This window comes from Demequina mangrovi (assembly GCF_000759715.1).
Lineage (GTDB): Bacteria > Actinomycetota > Actinomycetes > Actinomycetales > Demequinaceae > Demequina > Demequina mangrovi.
Map to the genome: position 1 here is coordinate 124,327 of NZ_BBLU01000014.1, position 14,836 is coordinate 139,162.

A 14,836-nucleotide genomic window follows, 5' to 3' on the forward strand; every position below is an offset into this window, starting at 1 on the left:
ATGGCCTCCGCCGCCGCCACCGCCCCCGCGGCCACCGCATCGTCCCGTCCGTCCCGCTGGACCCGGCTCCCCGTGATCTCGCAGCTGCGTCAGAGCGTGGGCCTCCAGCGCGGCATGCTCGTCGCGGGCCTGGTGCTCACCGGGATCTTCCTGCTCACCGCGCTGCTCGCGCCGATGCTCGCGCCGTACGGCTTCTCGCAGCTGCGCGACGAGGACGGCAGCTTCGGCTCGCTCCAGGAGCCGTCGAGCGCGCACCTGCTCGGCACCACCGTGGGCGGCTACGACGTCCTGTCGCGCCTCATCTGGGGCTCGCGCACGGCGCTGCTCGTCATCATCGTCGCGGTCGCCGCCTCGATCCTCGTCGGCGTCACGCTCGGCCTCATCTCCGGCTACTTCGGCGGCTGGCTCGACCGGGTGCTCGTGGTGATCGCCGATGCGATCTACGCGTTCCCGTCGCTGCTGCTCGCGATCGTGCTCGCGATCGTCATCTCGGGCGGCCAGTCGAGCATGTGGGGAGGCATCCTCGCGGCCGCGCTGTCGATCACGGTGATCTTCATCCCGCAGTACCTCCGCGTCACGCGCGCCGAGGTGATCCGCATCAAGTCCGAGGCCTTCGTCGAGTCGGCGCGCGTCATCGGCGCGAGCCACGCGCGGATCATGATCCGTCACGTGCTGCGCAACTCGACTCGGACGATGCCGCTCATCCTCACGCTCAACGCCTCCGAGGCGATCCTCACGCTCGCGGGCCTGGGCTTCCTCGGCTTCGGCATCGAGCCGACCGCGGCCGCCGAGTGGGGATACGACCTCAACAAAGCCGTCTCCGACGTCACCTCCGGCATCTGGTGGACCTCGGTGTTCCCCGGCATGGCGATCGTGCTCGTGGTGCTGGGACTCACGCTCGTGGGCGAGAGCCTCAACGACCTCTCCGACCCGCGCCTGCGCAAGCGCGCCGCGGGCGCCGAGCCCGTCGAGGACCTCGGGGTCGACCTCGGGGACGATGCCCCGGTCGCGCCGGGCGCACCCGCCGGGGCTCCCGAGCCCGCCGCACCCGCCGCCGCGAAGGAGGCCTCCGCATGACCGACATCGTCGACATCCAGGACCTCTCGGTCACGTTCGCGACGGACTCCGGACCCGTCCGCGCCGTCGACGGGGTGTCCCTCAGCGTCCAGCCGGGCGAGGTGCTCGCCGTGGTGGGCGAGTCCGGCTCCGGCAAGACCGTCACCGCGAAGACCATCCTCGGCCTGCTCCCCGAGACCGCGCACGTGCGCGGCGCGGTGGTGCTGCGCGGGCGCGACGACGCCGAGGGGGCCGATGTGGCCGCCATGTCCGCGTCGCAACTGCGGAGGATGCGCGGCCGCGACGCCGCGATGGTGTTCCAGGAGCCCTCGACCGCGCTCAACCCCGTGTTCACCGTGGGCTGGCAGATCATCGAGGGCCTCCAGGCGCACGGCAGCTACACCAAGGCCGAGGCGCGCGAGAAGGCCATCGACGTGCTGCGGCGCGTGGGCATCCCGGACCCCGAGGTGCGCATCGACCACTACCCGCACCAGTTCTCGGGCGGGCAGAAGCAGCGCATCGTCATCGCGCAGGCGCTCATCCTCGACCCCGGCGTCATCGTCGCGGACGAGCCGACCACGGCGCTCGACGTCACGGTCCAGGCCGAGATCCTCGACCTGCTGCGCCGCTGCCGCGACGAGTTCGGCGCGTCGATCGTCCTCATCACCCACAACATGGGCGTGGTCGCGGACCTCGCCGACCGCGTCGCGGTGATGTACCAGGGCAAGCTGGTCGAGCAGGCGCCGGTGAAGGAGCTGTTCGCGGCTCCGCGCGAGCCGTACACGCAGCAGCTGCTCGCGGCCGTGCCGCGCATCGGCGAGGGCCTGGCGCGCGCCGAGGTCCGGGCCGCGCGCCGTCCCGAGGGCTGGGCCGACCAGGCGCCGGTGGTCTCCGCGAAGGACCTGCGCATCGTCTACCCCGGTCGCTTCCGACAGCCCGACTTCGTGGCCGTCGACGGCGTCTCGTTCGACATCCGTCCCGGCGAGGTGCTCGGCCTCGTGGGCGAGTCCGGCTCGGGTAAGACCACCATCGGCCGCGCGATGGCCGGCCTGACCAAGGTGAGCGGTGGCTCGTTCGAGGTGCTCGGCGTCGAGATGAACGGCGCGAAGGAGAAGGCCATCCGGCCCATCCGCCACCGCATCGGCTTCGTGTTCCAGGACCCGGCGACCAGCTTCAACCCGCTGCTCACCATCGCGCAGTGCGTGGCCGAGCCGCTGGTGGTCCACGGCCGCGCGGGATCCCCCGAGGACGCCCGCGCACGGGTCGACGAGCTGCTCGAGGCGGTCCAGCTGCCGGCGTCCTTCGGCGATCGCTTCCCGCACGAGCTCTCGGGCGGTCAGCGCCAGCGTGCGTCCCTGGCGCGCGCCCTCGCGCTCGACCCCGAGCTGCTCATCGCCGACGAGCCGACCTCCGCGCTCGACGTCTCGGTGCAGGCGCGCGTGCTCGACCTCTTCGACGAGCTCCACCGCGAGCTGGGCTTCGCGGCGCTGTTCATCAGCCACGATCTCGCGGTGGTGGACATGCTCGCGGACCGCATCGGCGTGCTGCACAAGGGCCGGCTGGTCGAGGAGGGCACGGGCTCCGAGGTGCTCGGTGCCCCGAAGGACCCGTACACGCAGCGCCTGCTCGCGTCGCTCCCCGTGCCGGACCCGGTGGCCCAGGCCGCGCGGCGTGCGGAGTGGGAGGAGCTCAGCGCCTAGCGCGGGCCGTCTCGCCGGCCCTCCTCCGGCCGGGACGCTCACCACGCTTTTCGAGCGTCTTTCGCGTCCTGCGGGACGATCATCTGCAGCGTCCGTGCGGCACTGCAGATGATCGTCCCGTGTCACGCCGTAGTGGCCGAGAAAGCGTGGTGGGTGTCCCGGCGGCGCGCGGGCGGGGAGGGCAGGCGGAGGTGCGGCGGCGGGTCAGTCGCCGGTGCCGGCCTCCAGGCCTGTGCGGATCGCGTCCATCACCGACGGGTCCGCGAGCGTGGTGACGTCGCCCGTGGGACGGTCCTCCGCCACGTCGCGCAGCAGCCGGCGCATGATCTTGCCCGAGCGCGTCTTGGGGACCTCCGACACGACCAGGATGGTGCGCGGCTTCGCGAGCGAGCCGATCTGGTGGCGCACGTGCTCGCGCAGCGCTGCGGCGACCTCGTCGCCGTCCTCGGGGACCCCATGGGCGTCGCCGCGGACGATGACGAAGGCCACCACCGCCTGACCCGTCACCTCGTCGGAGGCCCCCACCACGGCGGCCTCGGCGACCCACGGGTGCGCGACCAGCGAGTGCTCGATCTCGGTGGTGGTGAGCCGGTGTCCGGAGACGTTCATGACGTCGTCGACGCGGCCGAGCAGCCACAGATCCCCGTCGACGTCCTTCTTCGCGCCGTCGCCCGCGAAGTACATCCCGTCGAAGTGGTTCCAGTACGTCGAGACGTAGCGGTGCCGGTTGCCCCAGATGCCGCGCAGCATGCTCGGCCACGGCTCGGTGATGACCAGGTACCCGCCCTCACCGTTGGGCACAGGGCGTCCCGCATCGTCCACCACGTCGACGCACACGCCGGGCATGGCCGTCATCGCGGAGCCGGGCTTGGTGGCGGTGACGCCGGGCAGCGGGGAGATCATGATCGCCCCGGTCTCGGTCTGCCACCACGTGTCGACGATGGGGCAGCGGTCCCCGCCGATGACCCGCCGGTACCACATCCATGCCTCGGGGTTGATGGGCTCTCCCACCGAGCCGAGCAGCCGCAGCGAGCTGAGGTCGAACTGCTGCGGGATCGCCTCGCCCCACTTCATGAAGGTGCGGATCGCGGTGGGCGCCGTGTAGAGGATGGTGACCTTGAACTGCTCGACGATCTCCCACCAGCGGCCCTCGTGCGGGGTGTTGGGGGTGCCCTCGTAGAGCACCTGGGTCGCGCCGTTGATCATGGGCCCGTAGACGATGTAGCTGTGCCCGGTGATCCAGCCGACGTCCGCGGTGCACCAGTAGACGTCGTCGGGCTTGAGGTCGAAGACGATGCGGTGGGTGTGCGCCGCCCCGGTGAGGTAGCCGCCGGTGGTGTGGAACAGGCCCTTCGGGGTGCCCGTGGTGCCGGAGGTGTAGAGGATGAACAGCGGGTGCTCGGCCTCGACCCACTCGGGCTCGTGCTCGGCGGGCTGAGGGTCCACGGCATCGTGCCACCAGACGTCCCGGCCCTCGGTCCAGGCGGTCTCCTGCCCGGTGCGCCTCACGACGAGGACGTGCTCGACCGACGCGCACGGCTCGGGATGCGCGGTGCCCTCGCCGTGGCTCGCGAGGGCCTCGTCGACCAGGGGCTTGAGCGCGAGGTGGGCGCCGCGGCGGTTGCCGCCGTCCGCCGTGATGACGAGCTTCGCCTCGGCGTCGTCGATGCGCTGGCGCAGGCTCTCCGCGCTGAAGCCGCCGAAGACCACCGAGTGGATGGCGCCGATGCGGGCGCACGCGAGCATCGCGACCACGGCCTCGGGGATCTGCGGCAGGTAGATCGCGACGCGGTCGCCCTTGCCGAGGCCGAGCGCGACGAGGCCGTTCGCCGCCTTCTGCACGCGCTCGTGGATGTCGGAGTAGGTCAGCGTCTCGGTGTCGCCGGGCTCGCCGACGAAGTGGAAGGCGACCCTGTCCCCGCGACCCTCGCGCACGTGCCGGTCGACGGCGTTGTCGCACGCGTTGAGCGTGCCGTCGTGGAACCAGCGTGCGACCGGCGCATCGGACCAGTCGAGGATCTCGGTGAAGGGCTGGCGCCAGGCCAGGCGCAGGGCGGCCTCGCGCCAGTACTGGAGCCGGTCGACCCCGGCCTTCTTGTACTCGTAGGACGTGGCGTTGGCGTGCGCGGCGAAGGCCGCGTGAGGGCGGAAGGACCGCGACTCGTGGTGGAGGTTCTCGAGGGTATGGGCGACGTTGACCATGGGCGCCACCCTAGGACCAAGGTCCCGAGCGTGTGAAGCGTTTGTAAGAGGGCCTGGTAGAAGCCCGGTGGGCGGCCCCGCCGCGCGCATCGTGCCCGCCCGTGCGACGCTGGATCGATGAGCGCTCCAGAGGGATACGACTTCCGCACCCGGACCAACGGCGAGGTGCACATCTTCCATCACGGCAAGCTCGCGAAGATGCTCCGCGAGGGCCCCGCGGAGGAGTTCCTGGCGGCGGTGAAGGACGGCGACGCGCAGCTCGTCATGGCGTCCGCCGCGGGCAACGACGGCCAGGGCGGAGGGGTCCAGGGCTCGGCCTCGGGGCCCGGCACGCACCTGCACGGGAACGGCGAGGCGCACGGTCACCAGGAGTTCCGCCGCAAGAGCGGGTGACCGCGTGACCGTCTGAGCGGCCCGGGGGTCTACTCGACGGTGAACTCGGCCGCGAGCGAGATGGCGACGGCGGGCGGGGTGTCCGCGATGTACTCGACCGGCACCTCGCGCTCGAGCACCTCGGCGAGCACGTCCTCGGGGACGTCGCAGCTGCGCGACAGGAGGTTGCCGTCGCCGTCGACCTGATCCGTGCAGTGCTCCTGCACGCGCGCATCCTCGTAGAGCGCGGTGTAGCCGATGTTGTACTGGAGGCCGGCGAGCCCCGTGATGCCCTCCTCGGACAGCACGCGCGCGATCGCGGCGGGCTCGCCGAGGATGATCGGCGAGTACTGGTACACGCGGTAGGTGCCCGCCGGGAGCTGCTCGTGCTGCGCGTTGAACGCGGCCGTCTCCGCCTGCTTGGCCGCGATCTCGTCCTCGGTCGCGGTGGACCAGTCGAAGCCCTCCCAGATGCTGTTGAGCTCGTCCGCGACGTCGCACAGCGTCGAGCCGGTGAACTCGACGTTGTTCTGCGTGAGCGTGGTCTCGCCCGGGGTCGCGACGAAGTACTCGGGCACGAACTCGGCGCCCCACCCGGGGGTGACCACCACGTCGTCGCGGGTGACGATGATGCTGCCCTCGGAGGCGAGGAAGCCCAGGCCCGCGGTCTCGGTCGTGTAGCCGGGTACCACCGTGACGGTGTCGACGCCGGACACCTGGCGCAGCGAGGCGTCGACCTTGGGCAGCACGCCGTTCGCGGTGTCCGAGCTCGGGGTCCAGGTCTCGCCGCACGCGGGGGCGTCGAACAGCCCGTCGACCGACGCCTCCACCTCGGAGAGGCGGAAGGTCAGCGCGACCGTCTCACCGCTCGTGGTCTCCGTGGGGACCGAGGTCTGTTGGGGGTCGGGCGTGTCCTGCGACGCCTTCCACGCCTTGACGCCGAACCATCCTGCGGCGGCGGAGGCGAGCGCGACTGCGATCGCCGCAAGGGCGAGAAGGAACTTGCGCATCGAAATCCTCGGCAGGGGTGGGGCTCCGCCCGCCGGCGACGCGAGGGGCTGCAGCGAGGATACGTCATCTGAGCGGTCTGTCCGAAGCGGCTCGCCCGCCCGTCAGGGCCTCGGCGCGCGAACGCGCGGTGCGCGGTTCCGAGGGATGCGCGTGCGTCAGAGGGGCGCGGCGGCGACGCTGTCCCAGAGCCAGCCGGCCCCGAATCCGAGCGCGAGGCCGACCACGCCGACGAGCGCGCCCACGAGTGTCTTGTTCATGCGACCCCCCGGTCGTTCTGCTGTGCCGTGTGGTCGCGCGTGCTGTCGCATTCGCGCCTTTCACGGCACCCCCTGAGGGGACGGTATCGCGTTCAGGCCTCGCGGTCGCGTCGAGAGGTCAGCGAGAGGATCCACAGCGCGGCGACCGCGCCCAGGGCGACCGCCACGACGAGAGCGGGGCGGGCCTTCGACGAGGAGCGCAGGCCCACCGGCTTGCGGAACACGAGCATGCCCCAGCCGTGACGCCGGGCCGCCCGGCGCATGGTCCGGTCGGGGTTGACCGCGAAGCCGTGTCCGACCGCATCGAGCATGGGCGCATCGGTGATCGAGTCGGAGTACGCGTACGAGCCCGCGAGGTCGTAGCCGCGCTCCTCGGCGAGCGCGCGGATCGCCTCCTCCTTGGCCGGGCCGTACGCGTAGAACGAGATCTCGCCGGTGAAGCGGCCGTTCTCGACCTCCATGTGCGAGGCCACGACCGCATCGGCCCCGAGGAGCTCCGCGATCGGCTCGACCACCTGCAGCGCCGACGCGCTGACGATCACGACGTCACGGCCGTTCATCTGGTGGCGATGGATGAGGTCGAGAGCCTCCTGATAGACGATCGGATCGATGTGCTCGTGGAGCGTCTCCGCGACGATGCCCTCGACATGCGCCACGTCCCAGCCGGCCACCAGCCCGCTCAGCGCATCGCGCAGGCGCGACGTCTGGCGCTCGTCGGCGCCGCCGACCTCGAACAGGAACTGGGCGAAGGCCGTGCGCAGGGCCTTGGTGCGCGTGATGAGGCCGCCCTCGAAGAACGAGCGCGAGAAAGCCATGGACGAGGACCTCGCGATGATGGTCTTGTCCAGGTCGAAGAAGGCCGCGCTCCGGCGCGGTCCGAGTGCCTCCATGGCGTCACTCTAACCGCCCGCTCCGACAGCCCCTCGCGGGCGGCGCGGGAGGGGCGGGAGGGGCGGCGCGGGAGCGGGTGCGGCGGCGGGCGCGCCGGTGTGCGACGCCTGGCGGCGCACCGATGTCCCCAGGACGATGCGGCGTCCGGCGGCTCCCGAGCGTCACGGGTTCGGCTGCCCGGGGAGGTGCCGCGTGCGCAGCATGGCCGGGTGTCCTCGAACCCCGCGGCCCCGATCGCCCCGCTCCTCGCGCTGCCCGGCGTCACCGACGTCCTCCTCCAGCAGCCGGGGGTCGCCTGGATCGACCGCGGGCGCGGGCTCGAGCGGCGGGAGACCGCGCTCGCCGACGCGGACGCGGTGCGGGAGCTCGCCGTCACGCTGGCGTCCTCCGCAGGGCGTCGGCTCGACGATGCCGAGCCCACCGTCGACGCCCGCCTTGCCGACGGAACGCGCCTCCACGCGGTCCTGCCGCCGGTCGCGGACGGCTGCACGGCGATCTCGTTGCGCCGCGTGAGGTCGGCGCCGTTCGCCATGCCGGACCTGGTCGCCGCCGGCATGCTCACCGCCGAGGTCGCCGCGCTGCTCGCCGGGCTGGTGAGGAACCGCGCGGCGATGCTCGTGTCGGGCGGGACGGGCGCCGGCAAGACGACGCTGCTCGCGGCGCTCCTCGCGCTCGCGGACCGGGCGGAGCGCATCGTGCTCATCGAGGAGGCGGGGGAGATCGCGGTCAGCCACCCTCATGTGGTGCGCCTGGTCGAACGCCGGCCCAACGTCGAGGGCGCGGGAGCGGTGCCGCTCGACAGGCTGGTGCGCGAGGCGCTGCGGATGCGGCCGGACCGGCTGGTGCTCGGCGAGTGCCGAGGGCGCGAGCTGAGCGACGTGCTCGCCGCGGCGAACACGGGCCATCGCGGCTCGCTCACCACCGTGCACGCGAACACCGCCGCCGACGTGCCCGCGCGGCTCGCGGCCCTCGCGCTGCTCGCCGGGCTCCCCGGTCCGGTGCTCGCCGCGCAGGCGGCCGCGGCCTTCTCGGTCGTGGTCCACGTCGAGCGCACCGTGACGGGCCGCCGCGTGGCGGAGATCGCCCGGCTCGAGGACGGCGGGGGAGAGCTGCGCGTGCGGTCGGCGCTGGCGCTCGCCGACGACGGGCCGCGCTACGGCCCCGCGTGGTCGGCGGTGCGGGCGCAGGCCGAGGGGGCCGCGGCATGAGCGGGACGGACGAGGGGTGGGACGAGTCGTTGCCGCGCGTGGTGGGGCTGCTGCGGGCGGGGCTCCCGCCGAGCGAGGCCTGGCGGAGGGCGGGAGCGGCGCCTCCCCGCGACGCGGCAGGGACGCTCGACCGGGCGGTGCAAGCGGCCGATGCGCTCGCCGCACGCACCGGGGCACCGCTCTCCGCGATGCTCATGGCGATCGCGCGCGCTGCGGCCGACGAGCGTGAGGCGCATGCGCTGCGCCGGGCCGCTCTCGCGGGACCGCGACTGAGCGCGCGCATCCTCCTGTGGCTGCCCCTGGCGGGCGTCGCGCTCGGCGCGCTCGTCGATCCGCGCACCCTGCACGTGCTCGTCGGCACGCCGCTCGGCTGGGGGCTGCTCGCATGCGCGGCCCTGCTCACCGGGGCCGGGCGGTCGTGGATGAGGCGCCTCGTCCGTCGCGCCGAGGGCTCGGGCGGCGACGCCGATGCGGTCGTGGCGGGAACCGCGCTGCTCGCGGCCGCGCTCGCGGCGGGCGCACCCATGGACGGAGCGCTGCGCGCGGTCGCCGAGGCGTTGGACGAGCCCGGGCTCGCCGCGCTGGCGGACGCGCTTCCCGGGGGCTCGGGCGAGCCGCCGCCACCGGGGTCGAGATGGGCGCCCGTCGCTCGCGCGGTGGTGCCCGCGGCCCGCGCGGGCGCGAGCCCGGTGCCCTCCCTCGAGGCGGCGGCCGGCTCAGCCGCGAGGCGTGGGCGCACCGAGGCGGCGCTGGCGGCCGGCGAGCTCGGGGTGCGGGTGACCCTGCCCCTCGCGCTGTGCCTGCTCCCCGCCTTCGTGGCGGTCGGGCTCCTGCCGCTCCTGGTCGCCGTCGTGGGAGGGGTGGTCGTCGCCTCCGGCTAGGCCTCGGGCGAGGCCTCCGGAGCCGAGACGCGGACCCAGCCGTCGCAGCCCTCGCCGCGGAACTGCTGTCCCGTCTCCAGCGCCAGCTCGGGGCGCCCGTCGCGAGCGACCCCGAAGTCGATCATCTCGGCGAGCCAGTCGCGCCAGTCGGAGTCGATCTCCCACGAGCACCAGAGATCGGGGTCGTCAGGGTCGCCTGCGTCGTTCGCGCGCCACACGCCCGGCGCCATGTCCTCGCCCACGAGCCAGATCCCGTCGCCGATCTCCGTGGCGGCAGCCTCCGGTGCCGCGAACATCGTCTCCTCGTCGACGCGGTCCCAGCGCCCGCATCGCAAGGACACGACGCTCTGCCCCTCCTCGATGGTGAAGGTGGGTCGGCCCCGATCGTTGTTGCCCACGGAGACGATGCCCTCGAAGCCGGACGTCCCGCCCTCCCGCAGCCGCCACTTGCACGAGTGGTCGAACAGGATCCCCTGGTTGCCGTCGTCCTCGATCTCGAGGGCCGCCGTGCGATACGTGCCCGGCGCGATGTCGATCCCGGCGACGAGGTCCTCGGCGTCGAGCTCCCCGACGCCCGCGTCGTCGAAGGCGGTGGGCAGCCCCGACTCGGGATCCACGGGGAGCCCCGCCGGTGCGGATGCCGACGCCGCGGGGGTCGCGGACTGCGACGCGGCGCCGGGCGAGGAGCCGGCAGGCGCGTCCGCATCTGCGGCGGTGCAGGCCGCCAGGGCGACGGCGGCGAACAAAGCGAGCGGGACCAGGGGCGATGCTCGTCTGCGCATGTCCCGGACTCTAGCGGGCGCCCTCCTCGGCGGCGGCAGGCGCGGCGGGCGTGCCGTGCTCGTGGACCAGCATGTGCGGCACCCTCGTGAGCACGAGCCAGACCGGCAGCACCGCGATGCAGAGGATCGGCAGCACCGCGACCGAGCCGCAGATGAGGACCGCGCCGAACAGCGCGATCCACCCGTCGCGCCCCACGGCGAACAGCACGCCCATGACGCCGGCGGCGACCGCGAGCGTGAGGGGGATCTCGGGGAGCGCCGCGTGGGCGAGCAGGCCGAACGCGACACCGGTGAACATCGCGGGGAAGATGCGGCCGCCGCGGAACCCCGAGGCGCCCGAGATCACGATCGCGGTGAGCTTGACGAGCACGATCACCACGAGCGCGCCGACGCCGTAGGAGTCCTTGTCCGCGAGGATCTCGGCGGTCTGCTCGGCCCCCTTGAACATCGTGATCTGTCCGCCGATGAGGGCGAGCACGCCGAGCAGCGCGCCGCCGACGGTCGCGTAGAGCACGGGGTGCCCGAGGCGGCGCGACAGCCGGTACGCCGGGGTGAAGGCGTACGCCGCGACCGCGCCGACGGCGGCGCCCGCGGTTGCGACCACGGCGGCGGTGAGCAGGTCGATCCACGCGGGCTCGTAGTCCGGCAGCCCCATGTCCCAGCCGGTGCCTCCGAGCAGGTGGTACGTCACCGCGCCGGTGCCTGCGGCGACCAGGGGTGCGAACAGCCGGTCCCAGAGCTGACCGGGCTGCGCGCCGCCCATGACGGACGTGAGCACCAGCGCCGACGCGACCGGCGTGCCGAGCATCGCGCCGAGCATCGCGGCGGTCGAGATCATGAGCACCGCCGGGACGGGGACGTCCGGCAGGAACCTGCGGTACGCGATGACGGTGAGCCCGGTGGCGATCATGATGATGGGCCCCTCGGGGCCGAGGCTCACGCCGCCGGCGAGGCCCAGGATGAGCGCGACCGCGACGCCGGGCAGCGCGCGCAGCGGCAGGGGAGGGGAGACGAGGTCCACGGTCGCGGTGTCGTGTCCTCCGTGCCCGGGCGCCTTCCACAGCGTGAGGCCCACGAGCGCACCCGTGATCGTGAGGATCACGGCCGCCCACCAGCGGCCCCCGCCGTCGATCCCGAAGGTCTCGGGGAGCAGGTCCCACCACACGTGGTGGAGCACCTCCGCGACCTCGTCGACCCCGAAGAGGATGAGGGCCGAGACGACGCCGACGACCGCGGCCGGCATCCCCGCACGGGCGAGGGCGGCCGGTCCGGGGCTGGTGGTGGTCTCCGACATGTTCCCCCTCGGCTGAGCGGCCGGCTGGCGCCGTGCGTCCCTGCCGCCACTCTAGGGCTGCCGCGCTCGCGGGTCAGGGGCGAGGGCCGGCATCGTCGCACGTTCCTGGGGGGACGATGCGGCCCGCGGCGCCGCGAGGTGCGTGTCCGGGCGTCCCGTACCCTGGCCGGGACCGGGAGGATGCCGATGGATGCGCAGAGCGAGGCGCCGCGCCTGCTGTACCTCGTCAAGCGGCTCGAGCTCGCGGTGCGCGCGCGGCTCGACGCGGTGCTGCGGGAGCATCGGATCACGGTGCCGCAGTACACGGCGCTCACCGTGCTCGCCCGGCACCCCGCCATGACGGCCGCGGAGCTCGCCCGGCACTCGTTCGTCTCGGCGCAGGCGATGGACGGGGTGGTGCGCGCGCTGCTGCAGGCGGACCTCATCGAGCGCAGCGTGGACCCGGCGCATGCGCGGCGCCTCGTCATCTCGCTCACGCCCGCCGCGACGGCGCTGCTCGCGGACTGCGCCCCCGACGTCGACGGCATCGAGGCGGCGGCCTTCGGCGCGCTCGCAGAGGAGGAGCGCACCGCGCTGGCGCGCTGGCTGGGCGAGGCGCGGGCGGGTCTCGCGCCGTCGCGGGCTGCGACGCCCCAGGCAGGTGGGGTGGCGGAGGGCGAACCGGACATCTCTTGACTTGTTATCAACTTCCTTGATAATCGAAGAGCGTGGGCGGTACAACGAGGTGCCGCGGCGGTCCACGCGTCGACGAAGGGAAGTGCGATGATCCCGACAACGAGGTCAGGACAGGCGACGATCGGCAGCCCGCCGCGAGGCGGCGTGACGCGACGGCGGATCGCGGGGGTGCTCGCGATCGCGGGACTCGCGGTCGCGGGGCTGTCCACGGCGGCTCAGGCCCATCCGCGCGGCGGCGGCACCGGTCTGCCGCAGCTCTCCGCGGCGGCGCCGGGGACTCTCGCGGAATGCGAGGGGCTCGCCGGCTTCGCGTACGACGCGACGGTCATCACCACGGCCGAGCTGGTGCCGGCGGGTGCGCTCACGAACGCGGGCGCCGACGTCGGCGAGCACTGCCTGGTGCAGGGCCACATGAACGAGCGCGTGAGCGCCTTCGACGGCCGCACCTACCGCATCGGCTTCGAGATGCGGCTCCCGTCCGACTGGAGCGGGCGCTACCTCTACCAGGCCAACGGCGGGCTCGACGGGAGCGTGGCGACCGCGACCGGAACCTTCACCGGCGGGCAGCTCGAGAACGGGCTGCAGATGGGCTTCGCGGTCCTCAGCTCCGACGCCGGGCACACCGGCGCGCAGATCCCCGTCTTCGGCTTCGAGCCGCAGGCGCGGCTCGACTACGGCTACCAGGCGGTGGGCACGCTCACGCCGATGGCGAAGTCCCTCATCGAGGCCGCCTACGGGCGCGGCCCCGACCGCTCGTACTTCGCGGGAGGCTCGAACGGCGGCCGCCACACCATGGTCGCGTCGGCCCGGTACGCCGACGAGTACGACGGCTTCCTCGCGATCGCCCCGGGCTTCAACCTCCCGCAGGCCGCGGTCGCTCAGATCTGGGGCGCGCAGCAGTGGGCGACCGTGGCGACCGATACGGCCGACCTGTCCACCGCCTTCACCCAGGACGAGCGCGAGCTGGTCGCGGCCGCGCTGATCGATCGCTGCGACGGGCTCGACCGGCTGCGCGACGGCCAGGTGCTCGACACGGAGCGCTGCCAGAAGGTGTTCTCGATCGACCGCGCGGTGCCCACCTGCGAGGCCGACCGGGACGGCTCGTGCCTGACGGCGGAGCAGAAGGCCGTGATCCGCACGGTCTTCGCCGGTGCGACCACGAGCGACGGCGCCGAGATCTACAGCACCTTCCCGCTCGACCCGGGCATCGTCCAGGCAGGCTGGGGCTGGTGGAAGTTCACGGCCTCGGTGCAGCTCGACCCGCTGGCGGTCGGGACCGTGTTCGGCACCCCGCCCGCGTACATCGCCGACCCGCTCGCGCTCGACATCGACGCCGCCGCCGAGGCGATCTACGCGACCTCGGACGTCTACACCGAGAGCGGGATGGAGTTCATGACGCCGCCCGATCCGACGTCGCTCGACACGCTCCGCGACCGCGGCGCCAAGATGATCGTGGTGCACGGCACCGCGGACGGCGTGTTCTCGTCCGACGACACCGCCGCCTGGTACGAGGAGCTCGACGCCGCGTACCGCCAGAAGGCCGACGAGTTCGTGCGCTACTTCGAGGTGCCCGGCATGGGTCACGTGCGCGGCGGGCCCGCGACCGACCAGTTCGACGGGCTCGGAGCGCTGATCGCGTGGGTCGAGCAGGGCGACGCCCCCGACCGCATCGTCGCCACCGCGCGCGGCGCGGGCAACGCGGGCGGGGTCAACCCCGAGGTGCCGTCCGCGTGGGCGGACGACCGCAGCCGCCCGCTGTGCCCGTACCCGCTGGTCGCGCGCTACCGGTCCGGCGACCCCGAGGACGCCGCGAGCTTCGCGTGCAAGCACAGCGGCGGGGGGCACGGCCGCCGATAGCCCGCGCGCGGGCGGCGGCGCGGCGAAGGGGGGTCGCGGCGTCGCCGCCCGTGCGTGATGTCCCCGTGCCCGGTGGGCCGACGGCCTCTGCGCCGCCCGGTCCGCCGGTCGGCCGTGCTCCGGGCCCGCGAGGCAGCGTGGGTCCACCGGCGGAAAGGAGCACGGATGAACAGGGATCTGCACGATGACGAGGGGATGGCGACGGTCGAGTACGCGCTCGTGACCGTGGCCGCGGCGGGCTTCGCGGGCCTGCTCGTGGTCATCCTCAAGTCCGACGCGGTGCGCGAGATGCTCGTGGGCGTTCTTCGCGGCGCGCTCGGCGGATGAGACGGCGCGACGACCGCGGCGCGGCGACGCTCGAGCTCGCGCTCGTGCTGCCCGCCGCGGTCGTCGTGCTCGCGTTCATGCTCGGCGCGGTGCAGGCCGCGGCGGCCGGGCTGGCCGGACCGGCCGCGGCGCTCGCGGGCGCACGGGCGGCGACGGTGGAGGGGGACGATGCCGGAGAGGCGGCCGCGCGACGCGCGATGGGTCGCGCGGCGACCGTAGTGATCGCGCGGGACGGAGGATGGGTGCAGGTGACGGTCGAGGTGGACCTCGGCTGGCCCTGGGGAGCGCGCACCTCGCAGGCCGCGCTGCCCGCGCAGGGGTGA

Annotated in this window: 14 protein-coding genes; 9 read left to right on the forward strand and 5 right to left on the reverse strand. The window is 73.6% G+C overall.

The features are described 5' to 3' along the window. Together TR42_RS11305 and TR42_RS11310 are read left to right on the forward strand one after the other, a co-directional pair. Positions 1-1,077 (forward strand): ABC transporter permease, encoded by a 1,077-nt coding sequence (locus tag TR42_RS11305; RefSeq protein ID WP_081953336.1) that lies wholly within the window; start codon positions 1-3, stop codon positions 1,075-1,077. Further along, complete coding sequence (locus tag TR42_RS11310; RefSeq protein ID WP_042215870.1) at positions 1,074-2,756, forward strand: dipeptide ABC transporter ATP-binding protein; 1,683 nt, start codon at positions 1,074-1,076, stop codon at positions 2,754-2,756. The genes TR42_RS11305 and TR42_RS11310 overlap by 4 nt, the downstream gene beginning before the upstream one ends. 204 nt (positions 2,757-2,960) lie before the next feature. Here TR42_RS11310 and acs read toward each other — a convergent pair whose 3' ends face one another. Then, positions 2,961-4,958, reverse strand: a complete 1,998-nt coding sequence (gene acs / locus TR42_RS11315; protein WP_042215872.1) for an acetate--CoA ligase — start codon at positions 4,956-4,958, stop codon at positions 2,961-2,963. 117 nt (positions 4,959-5,075) lie between these two features. Between acs and TR42_RS11320 the strand changes: the two genes are divergently transcribed. Further along, positions 5,076-5,351, forward strand: coding sequence for a hypothetical protein (locus tag TR42_RS11320; protein WP_042215874.1), 276 nt, complete (start codon positions 5,076-5,078; stop codon positions 5,349-5,351). 29 nt (positions 5,352-5,380) lie between these two features. Here TR42_RS11320 and TR42_RS11325 read toward each other — a convergent pair whose 3' ends face one another. Beyond that, positions 5,381-6,340: a hypothetical protein gene (locus TR42_RS11325; RefSeq protein WP_042215876.1), complete on the reverse strand. Its 960-nt coding sequence runs from the start codon at positions 6,338-6,340 to the stop codon at positions 5,381-5,383. A 350-nt stretch (positions 6,341-6,690) separates the two neighbouring features. Continuing rightward, on the reverse strand, positions 6,691-7,488 hold the full coding sequence (locus TR42_RS11330) for an HAD family hydrolase (protein ID WP_042215878.1): 798 nt from the start codon (positions 7,486-7,488) through the stop codon (positions 6,691-6,693). A 210-nt stretch (positions 7,489-7,698) separates the two neighbouring features. Here TR42_RS11330 and TR42_RS11335 point away from each other — a divergent pair, with 210 nt between their 5' ends. Continuing rightward, a complete protein-coding gene (locus TR42_RS11335; protein ID WP_052405997.1) occupies positions 7,699-8,697 on the forward strand; it encodes a TadA family conjugal transfer-associated ATPase in 999 nt (332 codons plus the stop codon). Then, positions 8,694-9,578, forward strand: a complete 885-nt coding sequence (locus TR42_RS11340) for a type II secretion system F family protein (protein WP_143059018.1) — start codon at positions 8,694-8,696, stop codon at positions 9,576-9,578. The genes TR42_RS11335 and TR42_RS11340 overlap by 4 nt, the downstream gene beginning before the upstream one ends. Here the strand turns inward: TR42_RS11340 and TR42_RS11345 are convergent. Both TR42_RS11345 and TR42_RS11350 read right to left on the reverse strand, forming a co-directional pair. Continuing rightward, on the reverse strand, positions 9,575-10,360 hold the full coding sequence (locus tag TR42_RS11345) for an Rv1352/Rv1906c domain-containing protein (RefSeq protein WP_143059019.1): 786 nt from the start codon (positions 10,358-10,360) through the stop codon (positions 9,575-9,577). The two genes, TR42_RS11340 and TR42_RS11345, sit on opposite strands and share 4 nt — an antisense overlap. A gap of 10 nt (positions 10,361-10,370) precedes the next feature. After that, positions 10,371-11,654 carry an ion channel protein gene (locus tag TR42_RS11350; protein ID WP_042215881.1) on the reverse strand — a complete coding sequence of 428 codons (1,284 nt, stop codon included), beginning with the start codon at positions 11,652-11,654 and terminating at the stop codon, positions 10,371-10,373. Between the two features lie 186 nt (positions 11,655-11,840). Here TR42_RS11350 and TR42_RS11355 point away from each other — a divergent pair, with 186 nt between their 5' ends. The 4 genes from TR42_RS11355 to TR42_RS11370 all read left to right on the forward strand — a co-directional run bounded on the left by TR42_RS11355 (position 11,841) and on the right by TR42_RS11370 (position 14,836). After that, the gene (locus tag TR42_RS11355; RefSeq protein WP_081953338.1) at positions 11,841-12,329 is read left to right on the forward strand and encodes a MarR family winged helix-turn-helix transcriptional regulator; all 489 of its coding nucleotides are present in this window, start codon (positions 11,841-11,843) and stop codon (positions 12,327-12,329) included. A gap of 144 nt (positions 12,330-12,473) precedes the next feature. Continuing rightward, on the forward strand, positions 12,474-14,186 hold the full coding sequence (locus TR42_RS11360; RefSeq protein ID WP_201770801.1) for a tannase/feruloyl esterase family alpha/beta hydrolase: 1,713 nt from the start codon (positions 12,474-12,476) through the stop codon (positions 14,184-14,186). 165 nt (positions 14,187-14,351) lie between these two features. After that, a complete protein-coding gene (locus tag TR42_RS15360; protein WP_081953340.1) occupies positions 14,352-14,513 on the forward strand; it encodes a DUF4244 domain-containing protein in 162 nt (53 codons plus the stop codon). Then, entirely contained in the window at positions 14,510-14,836 is a 327-nt protein-coding gene (locus TR42_RS11370; protein ID WP_042215886.1) for a hypothetical protein, read from the forward strand. Before TR42_RS15360 ends, TR42_RS11370 begins: the two co-directional genes overlap by 4 nt.